Source organism: Merdimmobilis hominis, from assembly GCF_900104615.1.
Lineage (GTDB): Bacteria > Bacillota > Clostridia > Oscillospirales > Ruminococcaceae > Merdimmobilis > Merdimmobilis hominis.
In genome coordinates this window covers 561574-581750 of the sequence record NZ_LT629939.1, presented here as the reverse complement: position 1 = coordinate 581750, position 20177 = coordinate 561574, and the positions used below count along the sequence as shown (strand labels likewise).

At 54.4% G+C, this 20177-nt stretch carries 17 protein-coding genes and 1 tRNA gene; 5 read left to right on the top strand and 13 right to left on the bottom strand.

Translation table 11 applies throughout. The features are described from left to right. Positions 1 to 11: 11 nt before the first annotated feature. From BQ5353_RS02735 to pyrB, 7 genes are all read right to left on the bottom strand, one after another. Positions 12 to 692, bottom strand: coding sequence for a YoaK family protein (locus tag BQ5353_RS02735; protein WP_071427279.1), 681 nt, complete (start codon positions 690 to 692; stop codon positions 12 to 14). 183 nt (positions 693 to 875) lie between these two features. Then, entirely contained in the window at positions 876 to 1877 is a 1002-nt protein-coding gene (locus tag BQ5353_RS02730; RefSeq protein WP_054330845.1) for a sugar-transfer associated ATP-grasp domain-containing protein, read from the bottom strand. Positions 1878 to 2204: 327 nt separating this feature from the next. Further along, complete coding sequence (locus BQ5353_RS02725; protein ID WP_071427278.1) at positions 2205 to 2447, bottom strand: hypothetical protein; 243 nt, start codon at positions 2445 to 2447, stop codon at positions 2205 to 2207. A gap of 232 nt (positions 2448 to 2679) precedes the next feature. Further along, positions 2680 to 2892 (bottom strand): alpha/beta-type small acid-soluble spore protein, encoded by a 213-nt coding sequence (locus tag BQ5353_RS02720; RefSeq protein ID WP_071427277.1) that lies wholly within the window; start codon positions 2890 to 2892, stop codon positions 2680 to 2682. Positions 2893 to 3050: 158 nt separating this feature from the next. Next, positions 3051 to 3587: a hypothetical protein gene (locus tag BQ5353_RS02715; RefSeq protein ID WP_054330846.1), complete on the bottom strand. Its 537-nt coding sequence runs from the start codon at positions 3585 to 3587 to the stop codon at positions 3051 to 3053. Positions 3588 to 3687: 100 nt separating this feature from the next. Continuing rightward, a complete protein-coding gene (gene trxA / locus BQ5353_RS02710) occupies positions 3688 to 4005 on the bottom strand; it encodes a thioredoxin (RefSeq protein ID WP_071427276.1) in 318 nt (105 codons plus the stop codon). Positions 4006 to 4335: 330 nt separating this feature from the next. Next, positions 4336 to 5403: an aspartate carbamoyltransferase gene (gene pyrB / locus BQ5353_RS02705; protein WP_054330848.1), complete on the bottom strand. Its 1068-nt coding sequence runs from the start codon at positions 5401 to 5403 to the stop codon at positions 4336 to 4338. Between pyrB and BQ5353_RS12610 the strand changes: the two genes are divergently transcribed. Beyond that, a complete protein-coding gene (locus BQ5353_RS12610) occupies positions 5384 to 5578 on the top strand; it encodes a hypothetical protein (RefSeq protein ID WP_143117138.1) in 195 nt (64 codons plus the stop codon). The two genes, pyrB and BQ5353_RS12610, sit on opposite strands and share 20 nt — an antisense overlap. A 65-nt stretch (positions 5579 to 5643) precedes the next feature. Then, positions 5644 to 5717, top strand: a tRNA-Gln gene (locus tag BQ5353_RS02700). Between the two features lie 297 nt (positions 5718 to 6014). On the opposite strand, the gene BQ5353_RS02695 is transcribed toward BQ5353_RS02700, so the two are convergent. The 3 genes from BQ5353_RS02695 to BQ5353_RS02685 form a co-directional block, all read right to left on the bottom strand. Beyond that, positions 6015 to 8414 (bottom strand): M56 family metallopeptidase, encoded by a 2400-nt coding sequence (locus tag BQ5353_RS02695; protein ID WP_071427275.1) that lies wholly within the window; start codon positions 8412 to 8414, stop codon positions 6015 to 6017. Beyond that, the gene (locus tag BQ5353_RS02690) at positions 8411 to 8791 is read right to left on the bottom strand and encodes a BlaI/MecI/CopY family transcriptional regulator (protein ID WP_054330850.1); all 381 of its coding nucleotides are present in this window, start codon (positions 8789 to 8791) and stop codon (positions 8411 to 8413) included. The genes BQ5353_RS02695 and BQ5353_RS02690 overlap by 4 nt, the downstream gene beginning before the upstream one ends. 246 nt (positions 8792 to 9037) lie before the next feature. Further along, positions 9038 to 11416 carry a hypothetical protein gene (locus BQ5353_RS02685; RefSeq protein ID WP_071427274.1) on the bottom strand — a complete coding sequence of 793 codons (2379 nt, stop codon included), beginning with the start codon at positions 11414 to 11416 and terminating at the stop codon, positions 9038 to 9040. Between the two features lie 445 nt (positions 11417 to 11861). Between BQ5353_RS02685 and BQ5353_RS02680 the strand changes: the two genes are divergently transcribed. From BQ5353_RS02680 to BQ5353_RS02670, 3 genes are all read left to right on the top strand, one after another. Continuing rightward, positions 11862 to 12302, top strand: coding sequence for a MarR family winged helix-turn-helix transcriptional regulator (locus BQ5353_RS02680; protein WP_231358642.1), 441 nt, complete (start codon positions 11862 to 11864; stop codon positions 12300 to 12302). 113 nt (positions 12303 to 12415) lie between these two features. Next, the gene (locus BQ5353_RS02675) at positions 12416 to 13933 is read left to right on the top strand and encodes an efflux RND transporter periplasmic adaptor subunit (protein ID WP_071427273.1); all 1518 of its coding nucleotides are present in this window, start codon (positions 12416 to 12418) and stop codon (positions 13931 to 13933) included. Positions 13934 to 13938: 5 nt separating this feature from the next. After that, the gene (locus tag BQ5353_RS02670; RefSeq protein ID WP_071427272.1) at positions 13939 to 17010 is read left to right on the top strand and encodes an efflux RND transporter permease subunit; all 3072 of its coding nucleotides are present in this window, start codon (positions 13939 to 13941) and stop codon (positions 17008 to 17010) included. Between the two features lie 234 nt (positions 17011 to 17244). Here BQ5353_RS02670 and BQ5353_RS02665 read toward each other — a convergent pair whose 3' ends face one another. From BQ5353_RS02665 to BQ5353_RS02655, 3 genes are all read right to left on the bottom strand, one after another. Then, positions 17245 to 17526, bottom strand: coding sequence for a zinc-ribbon domain containing protein (locus tag BQ5353_RS02665; protein ID WP_054331239.1), 282 nt, complete (start codon positions 17524 to 17526; stop codon positions 17245 to 17247). Positions 17527 to 17733: 207 nt separating this feature from the next. Next, a complete protein-coding gene (locus tag BQ5353_RS02660) occupies positions 17734 to 18945 on the bottom strand; it encodes an amidohydrolase family protein (protein WP_071427271.1) in 1212 nt (403 codons plus the stop codon). A gap of 4 nt (positions 18946 to 18949) precedes the next feature. Continuing rightward, positions 18950 to 20029 (bottom strand): hypothetical protein, encoded by a 1080-nt coding sequence (locus tag BQ5353_RS02655; protein ID WP_054330859.1) that lies wholly within the window; start codon positions 20027 to 20029, stop codon positions 18950 to 18952. Between the last annotated feature and the right edge of the window lie 148 nt (positions 20030 to 20177).

Genomic DNA, 20177 nt, shown 5'->3' with positions numbered 1-20177 from the left:
ATAGAGAATCGTTACAGATTTACGCAGGCTTTTTCTCTCTGATGGAGGGTTAGGGCCATGGTGATTGCGATCACCGAACCCAGCCAGGAAGCGCGGATGCCCATTTGGGTGCAGACCAGAGCACCGACCGCGCATCCAACGGCAAAGGAAAAGGCAACCATGACATACCGGGCAAGCTTGGACCATTCCTGGTTCTGATTTTTATCCAAGGCGTCATAAAGATACAGGCCAATGGAGCGCAGGTTTCCGGTAGAAACAATGGTGTTGTGGGCAGCGCCTTCCCACTTGCGGAACAGACAGGACTGAAAACCGGCCAAAAAGGTGAAAGCTGCCCCCACATACACATGGGGGATGGTGGTGGGAACAAACCCGGATAGAAACAGAGCAAACGCCAGAAGCAGCAGCCCCCGCTTGCGCCAATCCCCTTGAAACCAGTGGAGCTTATGCTGCACCACCTGGGAGAAGCAAGCACCCAGAACGCAACAGAACATGACAAAGAAGCATTCATTGACCCCTTTCCAGTTTTGCTGAGCAAAGTGGATACCCAGTTTAGCCATATTTCCGGTTTGGTTGTTGGCGAAGATCCCCCCGCGGGTCATGAAGGTATAGGCATCCATGAAACCGCCCAAGAAGGTGATTCCAGCCATAAAAATGGTCCCTTCCACTAAGGAAGATGTGGTGTTTTTGGTCATACAGCACCTCAAATCCGAAGTATTTCCGGGAAAAAGAAAAAATCGCCTCCCGGTGATTGATACATAACCCATTATATAGCGGTTGATGTCGGATGTAAAGGCTTAGGGGAGAAATTGGAAGGGGATCGGAGCAAGAAAAAACGGCCCCTTGGCCAAAAGCTAGGGAAACCGTTTAATACCCAATTATTTGAGATATTTTTGAAACCGGGGAAGCAGCCCTTCTGCGTCTTTAAGGTGGGCGGGAATCTGCATCAGCAGATGGCCGGGGTACTCGTTCCCCTCGATGAGCTGGGCGCTGTCTTCGGTGACGGCGATATCCCACCCCACATAGCGGATCTCAGGAATCAGCCGGGCAGCAGTGGAAGCGACCTCCTTGACCGCGTCAAAGTTGGGAATTTGGAACCCCACAATCTTGACCCCGGTGTTGGGATGATTTTCAAAAACCATCCCGTCGTAGTTGGCGGCGGGGGTGGTGATTACACCGGTATAGCGGTCTGCCCAAGCGCAGATGCCGCCTTCCGCAACGTTGTCCACCACCGATCCGTTGCTCCCGATTTTCAAACCTACCCACATAATGTCCACCACCGTGCCGGTGAGGATGGTCACCACCCGGACGGTGTTGACCCCTTGGGGGTACAGCTCCTGCAAAGCGTGGTGCTGCTGGATGACCTCTTCCACTAGAGTGCGTTTTTCCTCCAACAGGGAATTATAGAGCTGTTCCACATCGGTGTTCTCATCAACGCCAATCCGTTTGACCCCATGGCCGCCGATGCCGTCCACTGGCTTGGCGATGATCTCGCTGCGTCCTTTGAGGAAGCGGCGGAAAGATTCCACATTCACATCCCGAACATCCAAGTAAGGGCGGGTGACCAGCGGGGAGAACAACTGGTTAAACTCCAGCTTATTCTGAAAACAGTGGTAAAACCTCCGGTCGTTGAGTTTGCGGACCAATTCATTCTGGATGGTGCGGGTCAAGTAGGTTTTGCGCTTGTCCCCATTCAATTTGTAAAACTGGCAGTAGGTATAGTCGGTATACCCTGCCCCGTACTTCAAACCGCACCAAGCCATGTCACAGACCAAGCTGAGCTTGCCTTTGCCAGAACGTTTGGAGACGGTATCCAGTGTTTGGTTTAGATTTTGAAAATCAATGTTGACCACCCGGTCGATCAGGTAGGAGAATTTCATAGGGGAATGGACTCCTTTCGCGAAGTTTCCGTATTCTTATTCAGTCAGGGCTGCCGGCACAAAAAATAGGGGAAGGGGGATGCTCCTGTAAGCCCTTGTGAAACACGATAGCCCAATATGCTGCTGGGAAAACAGATGGCAATGCCACCCCATCAACCATTTGATGATGGAGGTGGTGCTTTCATTGTCGGGGAATTCATCCCCAGCAACCGCTTTGCAATTATTATACCACAAAGTCTGCACAAACTGTAAGCATTGCGGTGCGGCTGTTGCCGCAAAGGGCTTCGCCCTGCAAGCAATTCTTCGAATGGCACAGCTTTGCTGTGGCTATTGTACCACAAAACCCGTATGGAAAACAGTGGGGATTCCGTTTTCCTCTAAAATTATTTCCCCATTGAGCTGGGTTGTCCGGATCAGGGGCTCCACCGGATTTGAGCTGGAGGCTGTTTCTATCTGGGGGTTGCAGAGGAGGGATGCCCGCTGGGCGCACAGGGCGGCGCCTCCCAGAGAGGAGACAAAAACGGCGGCGGCAATCCATAGAGAACAGCGGGTAGTCAGCTTCATATTCATATAAATTCCCCTTCCCTTTCTCTTTGCCCAAGCAACAGGCGGCAACATTGTTCTATCTCTAGGATACTGCAAAAAGGGAATCTTTTTGGGGGGAAATTCCAGTCGGTTTTCTTACGATTTCAGTGGGACAACAAAAAGCGGGCAGGCCAAGCCTGTCCGCTTTTTGCAGGGTGCGAATTGCTCGCTGCACTGCTCTTGTTAGAGCCGTTCCCTAATTATCTTTGGCAAAGAACTACTTAATGGAGTTCTCGTAAGCCTCGATCATTTTTTTGACCATCTGGCCGCCCACGCTACCAGCCTCACGAGAGGTCAGGTCGCCGTTGTAACCCTGCTTCAGGTTTACGCCAACTTCGTTGGCAGCTTCCATTTTGAATTTGTCCATAGCCTCACGAGCTTCGGGAACGACGATACGATTGGAACCGCTGTTATTAGAGTTGCTAGCCATAATAAAATACACTCCTTGATTTTTATTCTTTCAGATTGAAGTTTTGCCGCTTTGCGTTTGCAGTAATAGTATCCTCCTGACCGCTTGTGTTATGACTGTCAATTTTTGTGAAATTTTTAGGAAGGATTCGACGTGAGCTGCAAACAGGGAAAGCGGTTCTACAAGGAGAGTTGGGCAAATTGGGGCAGGTGATCCAGTAGGAGCAGGACAGCGGCCACCGGCAACACCAGGAGCGGATTGCGGGGACAGGAGAGGGTGAGGGGGATTTCCACCGGCTCCACTGGGGCGCCGGAGAAGCTGGTGATCCCCCGTTGCAGGCTGATCAGAAGGCTGTCTGCAGTGCTGCTGGAAAGAGTGATAGTATCTTTGGCGGAAAGGCCGCAGGTAATGGCGGGCAGTCCACTTTGGGCCACGGCCTTTCGCACCTGTGGGGAGGCAGTTGCCACCACAGCGATCCCGTGTTTGGGGATTGCGGGCGGGCGATCCATGCTGCCGGTATAGATCGCGATGGCGTTGCCCGGCAGTTCCACCCGGAAAAAGTCCCCTTCCACAATCAAAAAATCCGGCGGGGAGCTGCTGGCTGCAATCCGTTCCCGGGCGATCAATGCGGTGGAGTGAAATGGGCGCAGCGCCCGCCACAGGGCGGTGGAAAGGCGGCATTCCGGATCGCCGGATTGAATGACAATGGGTATCATATAACATTCACCTCGGCCTTAGTTTGCCCATCTAGCCGCATAATAATGCCAAAATCCCCTGGAAGGCCAGCCTTCCAGGGGATTTTTACCAGTCGTGCAACTAGGCGCGATGAGTCAATTCAATGATTTTTTGCTTGGGCATCAGGCCGATTTCCCGGCTGACCTCTTTGCCATCCTTAAACAGCACCAAAGTGGGGATGGTCATGACGGAGAATTTGGAGGCGGCAATAGGGCAGGCATCCACATCCAGCTTGCAGACGGTGACTTTGCCTTCCAGCTCTTTTTCCGCTTCTTCCAAAATAGGGGCCAGCATCCGGCAGGGACCGCACCAGGTAGCCCAAAAATCCACCAGGACAATGCCTTTGGATTCCAATACATCAGTTTTAAAGGTTTCTTCAGTCAGATGAACAATAGCCATACGTAACACTCCGTTTCTCCGGCGGCAGCGAAGGGCCTGTCCATTTCCGCCGGTCTTTGGACAAGGTGCTCCCGACCGCAATCCGGCGGAAGCGTTCGCCCTTATATGCAAAATTTAGCACATCCTAATCATACACCAGAATGGTATGAATTGCAATACCTTAGGCGTGCCTTTCGGGGCTAGTTTTCACAAAAATCCTCTAATTATGAGGGCAGTAGGCATTCTACCGCGCTTTTATGCCAAATTGCAGGGCAGCCCAATGGATTTTTTGAAAAAACCGGTATGGCAACGAAAGCCATACCGGTTCCTTGGTAGGACTTCACCTTTTCATTAGATGCGGGCGTCACAGTATTCGCAGCAGGTGTGTTCCCCGTCTTTGTGGCAGGCATGGGGAAGGTATCCTTCGCTCTTGGTGATGCATTTGGGGTTGGGGCAGCGGAAGGAAGCATCCTCGCCGCCAAAGGTAATGCCTTGGGCAGGGGTTTCTTCCAGCAGGTGGAGAATGAGGGACATCCGGGCGTAGACGCCGCATTTAGCCTGGTAGAAGTACAAGGCGCGGGGATCGTCATCCACTTCATTGGTGATCTCGTCCACCCGGGGCAGGGGATGGAGGACGATGAGGTCGGCTTTGGCTTTTTTCATCTTCTCAGGGTCCAGGACATAAACATTTTTCAGCCGCTCATACTCCTCCAGGGAATCAAACCGTTCCTTCTGGATACGGGTCATGTAGAGGACATCCAAGGAGGGGATAGCCTCCTCCAGGGAATCACAGAAACTGTAGGTGCAGGGGGAGTGGTCTAGGATTTCGGTGATGTATTCCGGCATGGTCAGCTCCTTGGTGGAGATAAAGACAAAGTGGGCCTTCAAGCCGAATTTGGCCATACTGTTGCACAGGGAGTGGACGGTGCGGCCGTTCTTTAGGTCGCCGCACAGGCCAATTGTGAGGCCCTCCAAGGTGCCTTTCTGATCTTTGAGGGTAACCAGGTCAGTGAGGGTCTGGGTGGGGTGGAGATGGCCGCCATCTCCGGCGTTGATGACAGGGCAGGAAGCATACAATGCCGCGGCTTTGGCAGCGCCCTCCATGGGGTGGCGCATGGCGATAATATCCGCATAGCCGCTCATGATGATGGTGGTGTCTTTCAGAGTTTCCCCCTTGGAGACGGAAGTGCTCATGGGGTTGTCAAACCCGATCACCTGGCCGCCCAACCGCAGCATAGCGGTTTGGAAGGAGTTGCGTGTCCGGGTGGAGGGCTCATAAAACAGGGTGGCAAGGATTTTGCCCTTGCAGCGGTCGGCATAGGCGGCAGGATTTTTTTTGATCTCCAGTGCCTGGTCGATGACTGCCGTCAGTTCCTCCAACGAAAGGTCGGTCAAATCGATGATGTTTTTTGCACGCATTGCATTACTTCCTTTCATTTTATCTCCTACCATTTTAGCAAGATCCGGTGGGAATGGCAATGTTTCTGAAAGAAATATTTTGGCGGATTGCAGGAAAGAAAATGGCTATTTTCCCGAAAATGGGCGAGTTGGGGCCTATGAAGAAAAAGAGAAAAAATCCCAAATAATAGGTTGACAAATAGTGGCTGGCATAGTATAATAATAAAGTCGATTGAGGGAATACTTCAAACGATTGGTTGTTGCCCGATTGTGTAAAGGTAGCACGACAGACTCTGACTCTGTTTGTCTGGGTTCGAATCCTAGTCGGGCAACCAATGAAGAAACCTTGGAAAATAGCTTGAAAAAGCGGTTTTTCAAGGTTTCTTTTTTTGTAAACTGCCTACATTAGGCCGCTCTATATTTTGGTCGGAGACCTGCTCTGAGAGCTTCTCCAACAGGTAGGGCGAGGGCCTGCCGGACTGATTTTAGCTTTTGATCCCCCAAAATAATGGCCGCCCCCAACCAGAATTTTATGATGGTTGGGGGCGGCTTTGTAGTTTTCTTAGCTGTGTATTTGGATAGCTTTCAAACAGCATCCTTTATGGATGGCATGGATGCAAGAACTGGGGTACCTATCCATTCTTGCGCTCTGGGTAGGTGTAATCGTCCACCAGCCAGATACCGTTTTGTTTGACAACAGTGAATGGAACCGTATCATATTCCGGGACATAGGCGGGGTCCTCGCCGGCGCCAGCGTACCCGGGATTTTTGATATAGGTGGCCTCTGCCACAATTCGATCCGGCTGAACCTCTAACCCGCGCAGGTCAGTCAGCGCCCATGCGTAGGAGTAGCCGGTGCGCCATGGCCCTAAACGGTATACTTTGCCGTCAGCGGTCTTTTGAATGAGGACGACATCGCTGGCTTCATATTGGGCGATGGCGCGGGGGGTGAAAATCTTCGGGAGCACTTCATCATAATTGGTCAGTTCGATGAACTGGGGATGGTTATCCAAAAGGCTGACCCAATCCCCGGTCTCAAACACCACCATTCCGTCTACGTCATAAGCGTCGCTGGCACAATACCACAGGTCGATTAGGATTTTGGATACATCGTTTCCATCAGCATCCAATACTTGAATGCCGCTGTAATCCCGGTCGGCGTAGGCATCGCCAAAGCGTTTGCCGCTCAGCCCATATTCAGAAGGCATCAGATGCAGGCTTTGGGCGATGGTGCGAAGGGTCCCCTCATCCACCCCATAGCCCTCAGCGAATTGTATGGCTGTATAGACAGTAAGGTCATCGTTGTAGCAGAGAATACCGGGAACTTGAACCTGAGGAACTTCTGCCATGGCTCCAGGATGGTTCTCCAGCTGAGTGGGGTTTAAATAGGTGACGGTGGCCAGGGCGCTTTCTGAGCCCTCCTCGGTGCGCACCGGGGTGTAATCCCCCCAGTTCACAAAACTGCCAAGGCGCAGGTTGGGGTATACGGCCTTGTAGTATTCCTCCCGGGGCAAATCGCCGCCTTCGTACCGCTCATAGCGGGAGAACCCCATGGTGGCCACCGGGCCATTTTCATCATAGATTTCCACCGAGGTCCAAAGGGGGCCGCCAGTTGCCCGTTCTTCCCGAGCGGGGAGGGAGACCTTCCAGTTTTGCGGGAGCTGCAGGACTGCGTCAAATGGCTGTGTATCATACTGGAAGCTGTTGTCTGCCGTGCGCCCGTCCTGGTAAGCGGGGAAGGTGACGTAGACGGTGTTGTAACCATGTAAGGTGGTATCGCCTCCAGTTTTGGCCAAAAGGTCTACCGTGCGGGAAAGAGATTCGTCACTGTATAGGGAGATATCCATAGAGAGCTCTAGGTACTGTGCTTCTGCCAAGTCGATGGTGTAGGTCTTGCCCGCTTGCCAGCTGCGGTCGCTGTTTTCCGCTTCGAATAAGTGGATGCTCATACCTGCGCCGTCCATTCCGGCCCTGCCGTAGACCTGGATGTTCCAATCTTCGGCATTGGCATAACCGGCGGGCAGGGTGAACGCGATGCTGTTGTCCTGGAAATGGATGCTCTGTTCCAAACTGTCCACAGCCTGTGCCCCAGTGAGGGTTTTGCCGGTAAAGGTACAGCTCACCAGCAGGGCAAGGCATACCAGGACAGCCGCCAGCGCCGAACAAGAGGTCTTGGGGGATTTGACGATCATAAGAATCCGCTCCTTCATATTGCTTTGGCCCAAGGCCATAGTGGTGGCGGTGTAGGCCAGGTGGGAGAACCGGGGCTTCTCCCGCACCAGCTCCACCAGGGTTCTGCTGTAGGCCAGCTTTTGTTCCTCCCCCAGGGTGGCTACCGCGAGTTCGTCACAGGCCAATTCACAGTCGGACCGGCTATAGGCAGCAGCGGCCCACACCAAGGGGTGGAACCAATAGAGGGACAAACATAGTGTCCGCACCAACGACCAGATATGATCCCATTGGCGGAAGTGGCAATACTCGTGGGTGAGAACATGGGACAGGGTGCTCTCATCCTCTGCCGCCTGGGGGGAAATGTAGATGCTGGGCCGCAAGAGGCCGAAGAGGCAAGGGGAGGGGATATCCTTTGCCAGATAAACCGGCAGAGGGCATCCGGGCGCATCAAAAGGCTGTCGTTGGCGCCGCAGCCGCCGGGAGAAGGAAAGGTTCACCACAGCAAAGGTGAGTCCGGTGGCAACGGCTCCCCCCAGCCATACTGCGTGCAGCAGCATTCCCCTAGAAATGGGGGAGGCCGCAGGTTCCCTTGAAGGGGAATCTTCCTCTGTGGAAAGGGCATCGGAAAGGTCCGGGTTGACCCGGATGACCTGCTGGTTGATAAATTGCTGTGCTCCGGAAGGGTCTACCGCATTCATGACACTGACGGGAGAGGGGATTGAAATGGGCAGAAGAAGCCGCAGAGCCACCACCAGCCACAGACCATACAGCATACGCCGGCTGACCCGCCCGCGGAGCAGCATCCGCAGCAGCAGCACCGCCAGGATGAGGAAGGATGAAGTGATAAGCTGTTCTATCATGGCTGCTCCTCCTCCGCTTTCTTTAAAATGGCATAGAGTTCGTCGATTTCCTCTTTGGAGATCTCCCGTTCCTGCACCAAGGTGTTGAGCATCAGGCCAAGGCTGCCATTGTAAAGCCGTTCCAAGAAGCTTTGTGTCTCCCGGATTTTGGTCCCCTCCGGGTCGATGGCCGGGTAAAACTGTTTGGCGCGGGCGCCCTCCTCATGGCGCACAGCTCCTTTGGCCTCCAGCCGGGAGAGCATGCTGATCACCGTGTGCTTGCTCCAACCGGTGTCCTCCTTAAGCTGGTACACCAATTCGGTGATGGTGCGGGGGGCATCTGCCCACAGCAGGTTCATCAATTTCCACTCGTTGTCCGATAGATTGACTGTCTGCATTTGATGTCTCCTTCCATTCATTTGATTGGTATACAAACGTCTACCTTTGATTCCAGTATAGACTATAGGTAGACAAATGTCAACCCAAATGGGGAAAATTTGCCCGCCGGATGAGGGTGGCCTTGTTGCAGCAAAGAGGGAAGAGCCTTAAGATAATTATGGTTCGATGACCGAAACCCATGAAAAAAGGTGCGGCAGTTGCCGCACCTTTTTTGGAATCTCTGATTTTGTTAAATTATGTAGAGATTATCTGCGTTTCCGGGAGAAGGTCGCACCGGCAACAGATACTGCGGCAAGGGCAGTAATCAAAGCAGCCATAGGATAGGCATCGCCGGTGGAGGGGTTGGACTTATCGGGTTCAGAGGGCTGTTCAGGGGTTGTGCCGGGTTTGTCTTCAGAAGGCTGCTGGCCTTTGTACAGCTCTGCCAGAGAGGAGAGAGGCCAGTACAGGCGGGACCCCTCTGTGGACTGGGCTTTGCCAGCGGGGATGGTGATGGTATCACCGCCGTCCCACTCGATAACCAGGGTGACATTGTGTTTCCCCAGCAGCTCCATAACAGTCCAGGGCATATTCTCGTAGCTCTTAGCGTCGATCTTGATAGTGTCGCCGTCTTTGGATTCGGAGATCTGGTCTTTCACATCCTGCCAGAAGTCATCGACTTTATCCTGGTAGGAGCCGCCGCTGTGGCCGCTGGAACCACCAGAGCTGGGTTTGGAATCGGTGAAGGTCAGGGTGAAGGGGCTGAAGTGGGTGGCGGACAGCTCAACGTATTTGGCGCCGCCTTCGCTCAGGATATCAACATACTGAGTTTTGTCGCCTTTGTGCTCAACTTTGGCATACTTCGCGGTGACGGAGGAAGGAACAGGCAGACGGAAGGTAATGGTGTTGCCGTTCAGGTTCGAGATGAGGCCGCTTGTATTGCCGACGACCCATTTGGGCTCTACGTCGAACTGAACAGAGGTGACAACGACAGACACGGTGCCATCCTCATTTTTGACTTCTTTGGTCCCTACTTCTTCCACCACAGTGGAGATGACCACTTTGATCTCAGCGGCATTCTGCTCTTCCGCAGCTTTTTTCGCCTCTTCGGGGATCACAACAGTCTCAAGGCCGGTGGGCGCAGTGGTAGCAGCCGGGTTGTCCCGAGAAGTCAGGTCGTTTTTGGCTTCTTCAATGGCCTTCTTCTCTTCCTCGGTTGCGCCGGAGGGAATGGTCACTTCATCTGTGGGGGTGCTGGGGGTGGGGTCTACTTTAACGTCATCGTCTGCGCTCACTACCACAAATTTGTCGCCGGACTTTCTGCACTCATAGCCGGGAACCAGGTATTTGGCATCGACTTCTTTGTTAAAGGTGCCGCCGGAGATAGAGGGGGCATGGGGGGCTTCGGGCTTGGTGGCAGTCGAACCGTTGAAGGTGCCGCCGGTGATGTTGAGGTGGCCGCCTTTGGGTTGGTCTGCATTGATGTCGCTCGTCACAACACCATAGCCAAACAGGGAGCCTTCGCCATTGTTGGCCGCAGTAAAGGTGCCGCCGGTGACAGTCATTTGGCCTTTGTCTGCGTTCTCGTCTATATAGCCGTTGGCGAGAACAGACTTGGAAGCGTTGTTTACAGTAAAGGTGCCGCCGGTGATGGTGGCTTTATTCCAGTTGAGGACAGCGGGGCCATCGGTGTTCTCAAAGGTGCCGTCCTCAATGGTCAGCACGCCGTAGTCGTCGTTCTTGACGGTGTTCATGCCGCCGGAGAAGGTGCCGCCGGTGATGGTCAGGGCGATGGTGTTATCTACAGGAGGTCTTACTCCAAGGTCACCGTCACCGCCGCTACTACCAACAAAACCATTGTCGATGGCACTGGAGCCAGCATGCTCCTGAACCAGGTCGGCGCCGCTCATGGTGAGTGTGCCCAGGTTTTTGATGACATACCATGTGTTACCGGTAAAGGTGCAGCCCTTCAGGGTGGCGGTGGCGCCGGGGTAGTTGGCCAAAGCCGCTCTGCTCCCGGTAGTATTTTCCACTGTGCCGGAACCGGTGACGGTCAGGGTACCATGGTTTTCAATGGTATGGCTGCTGGTATTTTTCAGGGTTATACCGCTGGCAATATCCAGGGTGATGGTTGTTTTTTCCGGGATCACCACGTCCTCGGAGATATCCTTGGTGATGGAAATGGTCTTGCCGTCGCCTTCCTTAATGGCGTCAGCGATGCTGTTGTAATACTTGCCATCGATGGCAATGCCGGTTTCTTGGGGAGCGGGAGCAGCCGGGGTCAAAGGCTGAGCCGGGACCTGCTCCTGGGGAGCTGTAGGGGTAGAGCTGCTGCTCTCCCCGGGCACTTCAGGAGTAGAGCTGGAAGCATCTTCTCCTTCAGGGGCTGTGGGGGTGGAGCTGGAAGCATCCTCCCCTTCGGGGGCTGTAGGAGTAGAACTGCTATTCTCCTCTTCGGGAACTGTGGGAGCGGAGCTGGAAGCATCCTCTCCTTCAGGGGTTGCGGGAGCGGAGCTGCTGCTCCCCTCTTCGGGGGCTACAGGGGCAGAACTGACCTCTTCAGCAAAGACAGTCATGCCGCTCATGGTTACAACAACCATAGCTGCCAGAATCGCAGATAGGATTCTGTTTGCCCGTTTTTTCATGGTTAATTCCTCCTTGTTCTCACAATAGTTACCAAAAACCCAATATGAAACCACTGGGAAAATGGTACAACAAAAAAAGCGATTGTCACACGGAGGTCACAAATTCACTTTTCTCCAATATTATACACCATAAAAGGCCGAATTTAAAGGGAAAATAGAAAAAATTAGGGAGAATAGGCTGGAAATAAAATAATCCTACCCTTTTATAATCAGGGTTTTTGACGGATTTTATCGAAAAAAGACAGCACGGATATGGAACCATCCTGCGGAAAGCCAGATAGGGGAGGATTCTGTGATGGTCTTGTGAACAAGTGATAGGTCTATTCATATATTTCTGGAATTTCTTACAAAATGTTCACAATGTTTCCTTGACACTCACAAAATCCTCACGCTATAATAAATAGCGTGCTATTTCCCATTCTAAAAGGAAGGAGGACTGTAATTGGTGTATAGCGTCGGGACAGAGGGGCAGCTTCTCCAATTGTTTAAAATGGTACACAATGCTATGGTGGAGGAGTTTAACCGCAAGGTCAAAAGCTTAGAACTCACCTCCGCACAGGTCCTGGTTCTCGGGTGTTTGGATCAGGCCGAGGAAAATGAGCTTTGCCAAAAGGATTTGGAAGAAATCCTGAATCTATCCAACCCCACTATAACAGGGATTGTCAAACGTTTGGAGGCCAAAGGCTTTATCGAGCGGCGCTCTTGGGAGAAAGATGCCCGCTATAAGCGGATTTGTTTGACCGAAAAAGCCCGCGACATAAAAACAGAAGCGCTTAGCTGTGTTTCTGAGGTTTGGGGCAGATTCCTCTCATGTCTCACCCCTGAGGAGGTTGACACGTTGATTTCCTTGCTTTACAAGATTCAAAATAATCAGCAAAATCACTGAAAATAAATATATAGCTTGCTATGTATTTGTAAAATAGAAATAGTATCTCTCTGTGTATTGTTTCTATACCGTCCACAAACCCACTACTATTTACTATCTAGGGGGCGTACTCAATGAATCAATCTCATCGTTTCCAAAGAAAAACTCTCGCCATTTTGTTGGCGGGCCTCTTGGTTTTTGTCGCCGGCTGCGGCAATGAAGCAGCTCCGGCCTCCGCTCCAGTGGAGTCAGAGGCTGAAACCTCGGCGATCCGTGTACTGACTACCACTGCTAGCCGCGGGGATTTGAGCCGGGGCACTGAGTTTGTCGGTCGCTTGGAAGCTGCGGAAAGCGTCAAGGTTTTCCCCAAAAACCAGGGGCAGATTGTACATACCTATTTTAGTGCAGGCGATGTAGTCCAAGCCGGAGACCTCCTCTTTGAGCTGGATACCGAGGACTTGGAGACCAACCTGGAACTGGCCTATTTGCAGTATCAGACTGCGGTGATTGGTGCGGAGACCAGCTTGATGAATGCGGAGCGCACCAAGGAGAACAGCGCCCGGCAGTATGTGACCGTCAAGGACAATTGGGAAGACCTGGAGGAGGACTACGACGACCAGCGCAGCGCCCTGCGGGATGCTAGGGATGCGGCAAAGGAAAAACTGGAAGCTGCCCGAAAAGAGCTTGCAGATGCAGAACTAGCAGGGAAGACAGAAGAAGAATTAAAGACATTCAAAGAGCAAGTCAAAACGGCCGAGACGGCATACGAAACAGCCGCCACCGCTTTCACCACCTTTGTCAACACCTATGAAAAAACCGAGGACACCTATAAAACCAACAAGAAAAACGCCAAAACCGATTTGGAGTACGCAGAGCGTGCCTATGATTTGGTCAGCGGCGGTGGAGATGGGGAGACCCTGGGCTCTGCGGAAAGCGCTATTCGCCAAGCCCAGCTGAGCTACGAAAGAGCCCAAAAAGCTCTGGAAGACGCCAAGGTTTACGCCCCTATCTCCGGGGTGATCACCACCAAAAACGCCGATGACAGCGATATGGTCGCCATGACCAACCCGGTGTATGTCATCTCCAGCCAGGACAAAGCCCCGGTGGTCTCCTTCAACCTGTCGGAGGACGGCGCCAACGCCCTTTCGGTGGGGGATGGGGTCACTGTGGTGTACAACGGCAAGGAGTACCAGGCCACTATCATTGAGATGGCTGCAGAGGCCGATGCTGCAACCGGCTTGTATGCGGCGAAAGCCCAGCCAGTGGTCCCCCTGGAGTCCGTTCGCTCCGGCGCTGTAGTAAAAGTGAAAGCTTCCACCGCCAATGCCCAGGACGAGCTGATCCTCCCCTTGGACCTGATCGAATACGATGAAAACCAGCCCTATGTCTATGTATACCGGGATGGGGTGGCTGTCCGGGTAGACTTGGTCACCGGTGTGTCTACCGCCGATTCCATTGTCATCGAAAGCGGCCTCACAGACGAGGATCAAATCATCACCACCTGGCATCCCGATCTGAAGGATGGCGCGGCGGTTTATGCCCCCTCTTTGGAAGCCAGTGCTTCCCAGCCGGAGGAGGCCCCTTCTGGGGATTCCAGTGAAGAGCAGCCTCAGGAGAGCTCTTCTTCTGCAGGCGATGAGAAAGGGGAATAAGGAATATGTTTTCTCTCCCCAAGTTTTCCATCAAACGGCCGGTCTGCATTCTTATCTGCATTGTCAGCCTGGTGACCTTTGGTATTTCTTCCATCTTTGAGATGCCTTTGGAATCCACCCCGGAGATTGAAATGCCGGTGCTGATGGTCATGACCCAATATCCAGGCGCCTCCCCTGAAGAGGTGGATAAAATGGTCACCGATCGGGTGGAAGCGGCCATCGCCAACGTGTCCGAGGTGGACAGCACCCAGTCGGTCTCCAGTGAAGGGGTGTCCATGGTGGTCATGATGTTCGAATATTCAGCGGACATCGATAAAAAATATCAGGATGTCTCCTCTGCCTTGGCATTGGTCCCGCTGCCGGATGATTGCACCGACCCAGTGCTCATTGAAGTCAACACCAGCAACCTGAACAACAGCATCATGTCCCTCTCCATCAAAGCGGAGGCGAACGACAATGTCAAGGCCTATGTGGAGGACAACGTGGTGCCGGAGATTGAGAAGATTGAAGGCGTGTCTGACGTGTCGGTGAGCGGCGGATCCCGAAAATACGTCCAGGTACTGCTGGATGAGAACAAGCTCTCCCAGTACAAAATCACCATGCAGCAGGTGGTCTCGGCCATTGCCACTGCCGAATATGAGGTCACCCTGGGTGACCTGGACCGGGGCAACGTCACTGTCGGTTTGATCGGCAGCCAGGAGTTCACCGAATACCACAGTTTGGAAGATGTGCCCATCACCCTAAGTTCCGGGGACATTATCCACGTTTCGGATGTGGCCCAGGTCAACCTGGCCGACGAGGAAATCTCTTCCTACTACCGCCAGGACGGCAAAGAGACCATCGGCATCTCGGTAGCCAAAAACCAAAGCGCCAACACGGTGGACATCTGCAACCAGGTGCTTAAGGTGGTAGACAATCTGAACAGCCAGCAGCTGGGCCTGGAGATTGAGGTCACCAGCAACAGCGGCGAGGATATTATGGAGAATATCCGCAGCGTGGCCTCCGCTTTGGTGGAGGGCCTTGCCATCGCCGTAGTGGTGCTGTGGGTCTTCCTAGGGGAGTGGAAAGCTTCCCTGATTGTGGGCCTTTCCATGCCCTTCTCGGTGCTTGCTACCTTGATCCTCATGTCCTTCTTCGGCATGACCATCAACCTCATCTCCCTGGGCGGTTTGGTCATCGGCATCGGCATGCTGGTGGATAACTCCATCGTGGTTATCGACAGCTGCTTCAAAGCCCAGGCAGGGGAGCGCAGCTTTGAAGAAAACGTCATCAAGGGCGCGGAGCTGGTGCTGGGGTCCATTGTGGCTTCCACCTTGACCACCATCGTGGTCTTCCTGCCCATCGGCATGATGCAGGGGATGAGCGGCCAGCTCTTCCACGACATCTGCTATACCATTGTGTTCTCCTTGACCGCTTCTCTGGTCAGCGCGTTGACTTTGGTACCCCTTCTGTTCGTCCGCCTCAAACCGGTGGAGCGCAAGGACTTCTCTTTTGCCCGGGCTGTGCGGCGGCTGGAGGAGCGCTACGGCCAGCTGATGCGCAAATTGCTTGATAAGCGCGCCCTGGTGGTGGTCACCGCCATTGTGCTGTTTGTGGCGGCCTTGGGCATGTATTCCCAGATTGACATGGAATTGATGCCGGCTATGGAAAACGGCCGGATCTCTATGAGCGTCGATGTAAAAAACGGCCTCAACCTGGAATCCACCAGTAAGATCATGACCCAGATTGAGGACATTGTCAAAAAGGAGCCGGATGTGGAGACCTACTCCATGTCGGTGGGCGGCGGTTCTGGCCTGGCCAGCATGATGGGCAGCGGTTCCGGCGGCTCCATTTCCTTAAAGCTGAAGGACGACGCCTCCATGACTAGCGACGAGTTTGTACAGCGGATGCGGGACTTGACTGCCGGCATCCCCAACTGCAGCGTGGAGGTCAGCAAACAAAATATGATGTCCATCGGCACCGGCGACTCGATACAGCTCACCTTGCAGGGCAAAAACTTGACTTCCCTCAAGGAGCAGGCAGAGCTGGTGCGGGAAGAACTGGTGAAGATGCCGGAATTCCAGACGGCCAGCACCAGCCTTTCCGATGGTAGCCCCCGCGCCAAGATCGAGGTGGACCCCATTTTGGCCGGTTCGGTGGGGATGACCCCTTCCTCGGTTTTAACCAATGCCAGAAGCAAGATCTCCGGCTCCCAGGCGATGACCCTTCAGCAGGGGGACACCGAATACTCGGTCATGGTAGAATATGACCCTGAGCGGTTCCAGGATATCAGCGACCTGTACGGCTTGATGATTGACACCCCACGGGGCGGACAGGTGGCCTTGACCGATGTGGCCACCATCACTTACTCCACCGCCCCCTCCTCTATTATGCGGATGGACGGCGAGTATCTGGTCACTGTGACAGCGACCCCTCCCGCCGGGTCCAACATCAATAATATGACCCGGCTGGCCATCCAGCAGGTACAGAAGATGGGCCTTCCCGAAGGCATCAAGCTGGGGGAGGGCAGCAACATGGAGATGATGTATGAGGAATTCGCGGCCATCGGCCGCGCCTTGGTCATCGCCATCTATCTGGTGTTTGCCGTTATGGCCATCCAGTTTGAATCCCTGCGGTTCTCCTTGGTTGTCCTGATGTCGGTGCCTTTTGCACTGACTGGGTCCTTCTTTGCTTTGCTTCTCACTGGGAGCTCCATCAACATGGCATCCCTCCTTGGCGTTGTCATGCTAGTAGGCATCGTGGTAAACAACGCTATCGTCCTCATCGACTACGCCAATATCTTGCGCCGGGATGAGGGGATGGAGATTCGCGACGCTTTGGTAATGGCGGGAAAATCCCGTCTGCGCCCCATCCTGATGTCCACCCTTACCACCGTTGTGGGGCTGGTTCCCATGGCCTTTGGCTCTGGCGTGGAGATGATGGAGAGTATGGCGGTAGTAGTCATCGGCGGCCTGTTGTTCTCCACCTTGCTAACCTTGATTTTGATCCCCACCTTGTATTTGATTTTCGACAAAGAGGACCGCAAGTCCCGAAAACAGCAGAAACGGCAGAAGAAGTTGGAAGCCGCTGCGAAATAAAATCCATCCTAGCCAAAAGCCACCCCCGGAGGGAATCCTCCAGGGGTGGCTTTTGCTGTGTGGGTGGAAGGGGGAGATACTCTGGGGGGTTAAATAGGTAGGGATTCGCAAAGGCAGCGCCGCAGCTGTTAGACAGCGGTCACCAAGAAGAGGGCAGACCCTATGCTAAAGGAAGGCAAAAAGAAAAACAGCACACCCTTATAGGGTGTGCTGTTTAATTCCGGATGATTATAATTATCTTCTGTTTGCAAAGCAATCACTGCAGTAAACAGGGCGATCCTCTCTGGGCTGGAAGGGCACTTTGCAGGGTTTGCCGCACTCAGCGCAAACAGCATCAAACATCTCACGGGTGCCGTTGCTGGATTCGCCTCTGGCGTTTTTGCGAGCGTTGCGGCAAGCTTTGCAGCGCTGAGGCTCGTTGGTGAAGCCTTTCTCAGCGTAGAACTCCTGCTCGCCAGCAGTGAAGATGAATTCGGATCCGCAGTCTTTGCAAATTAAAGTTTTGTCCTGAAACATGGAGTAGTATACCTCGTTTTTTGAAAAAATTTTCTGAACCATTCGTTCAGCTTGACTTTAACTATACGTGAAAAATGTGAAGCTGTCAACTGTTTTGGCAAATTAAATATTTTCGCTGTAGGATGTTCCAGAAATTCATTGATTTTTTATCCAGAGATGTCAAAAATGGCTATGGCACGGTAAAAAGATGGGAAGGAACTTTCCCGCCTAAAGGCGCTGGATGACAGCTTTTCCCCGGTGGTACACGGCTCGGATATCCTCCGGCTTGGTGACCTCCAAACCGGGGATTCCCCTCGCTGCCAGGAAGGTGGCCTCCATCCCCGGCAGGAGCTGCCCAAACCGGTTTTCGCATCCCATGACCTTGGCGGGGGCGGCGGTCAGCAGGCGCAGGCAATCGTTTTCGCTCCAGCCTTTTTCCCGCAGGAGGACCATGGCCGGCTGGGCCAGCAGCATCAGGCTTTCGGTTCCGTAGAGCTTTCCGGGGGAAAGGCCCAGCCCCTCCGAAGGGGGCAGGTAAGCGTCGGTGGCGATGGCGACCTCCACACCGGCTTCCAGGAGGGATAAAATCTCCTCTGGCTGGTTGGGGGAAAGGTGGGTTCCCCCCAAGGGGGTGGCCACCACCATGGCCCCTTGGAGGGCTGCCTGCCGCATTTGGGCGGGTGTGATGCCATGGGCGTGATGAAGGACATCCACCTTGCAGTCCAGGGCCATCTGGATGCCCTGCCTGCCGCCCACGTGGACCCCGACCCGCTTGCCCTGGCGGTGGTATTCCTTGACGATTTGCAGCAGTTCCTCCCGCCGGAAGACCAGTTCCCCCGCCTGGGGGGTCAGGGAGAGGGGCAGGTTGGCTGGGGTGGCGTTGAGAAAGACATTCTCCCCCGGGTAATCGTTCCCCTCTACCAGGTCCCCCAGCAGCTTGGGGGAGAGAAGGTCGGATTTCCCCACAGGGGTACTTCCTGTCAAGGCGGAGTAATGGGGTGCCCCTTCGGTGCCCAGGGTGATGCCGCAAAGGGCAAACCGGACGGTGAGAGGAAGCCCTTCCACCGCTTGGCGGTATTCCTCTACCGAGAGGCCGCAGGCCGGGTGCCCGCAGATCTGTTCCCCCAAGGCGGTTACGCCGCTGCAAAGGGCGTTCAGCAGGAGGGCTTTCCCCGCCAGCAGATGGGCCGGTTCCGCTACCGGATACAAAGACCCGGCTGCGTATTCCAGCAGGTGGCAGTGGCAGTCCGCCAAGGCGGGGGTGACGGTCAGTTCCCCAAAGTCCACCAAGGGGAGGGCCCGCTCTTCGGGCGTGAGCTCCCCTTCCGGGACAACCCGCAGCAGGATACCATCCTCCACCACCAAGGCGCCTTGTTCGATGGCGCCAAGAGGCCCTGCTGTGACAATTTTTTTGGCGCGGACCACATACGTTTCCTTCATGGCGCTACCTCAAGATGAAAGGGGTGAGCCAGTAGGCGAGAGCCGCCGCTGTGGCCAGCCGGATGCCGCAGCCCAGCACCGCGGCGATGAGGCCGTCCTTCTCCGGCAAGCCGGTGGACTCCGCCCAGGTGGCGGGGACTTGACCCAGCACCACTGAAAGCGGGAACCCGGAGTTGGCGAGGACGAAGCCTCCTACCACCAAGCGGGGGTCGATGCCGGTGAGGGCCGGCAGCTGGGCTACCGCCAGGGTGGGGCTGACCAAGACGCTGAGCACCCCAGTGCCGGGCTCAATGCAGAGGGCGGAGAGCAGGGAGCCAATACCAGCCTCTATGGCGGCCCAGACGCCCAGAAAATCCAGCACGCCGATGAGGGTGAACACAACGGCCACTGCGGGGATGATCACCAAGAGGAGAAGCTGCATCCCCTCTATGCCGGAGTCGAAAAGGACCTTCATCATCGGGGTTTGGGGGGTGAAGCGGGGAAGGGTTTCCAGCTCCACCGCTTTGGTGTCCCGATACAGGGTGCGGGAGAGGAGAAAGGGCACCACGATGAGGGGCAGGAAGATGGAGAGGAGAACCACCGGCAGCGGGTTGATGCCGAAGGCGGTCAGGGCCACCAAGCCGATGGCAAAGGTGGCGAAGGACTGGGGGTTCTGGATCATAGTGGCGATGGAGAGCTTGATCTCATCCCGGGTGGCGCCCGCTTTGACCAGGATGGGGCCGGCGATTTTGCCGGAGGCGTTGATATCCCCTAGGATATTATAGACGCTGGGGATGATCACCGAGGGGTTGATTCCCATGGTCCCCATCACCGGCAGGAAAATGCGGATCAGGGCGTCGGTGAAGCCAAGGCGTTCCAACACCCGGCCCACAATGACACTGACCACAATGGCTACTCCTACGTCGCTGGTGAGAAAGACATCCACCACAATGGGGCAGACCCGCGCGGTGATGGCGGTGAAAAGGCCCGACAAGCTGTCGGGGGCATAGAGCAGTGCCGCGAGAGAGGATAGAACCAGGGCTAGGCCGGTCAATTCCATGGCGGACCACCTCTGGCGGCTCGGTTTGGATGGTTGGTTGTTCATAGGTTTGCCTCCACAACTGCATGTATTTGCCGCATGCCCTGCGGCGGAAAAAGAAAAAAGGCGCTGCGCCTATTGGTATACTATGAAGGTTTGGGGGTGGAGGCTCCCCTACAGGGTTGAGTTCCAGGGGGGAAGGATGTCGAAATAA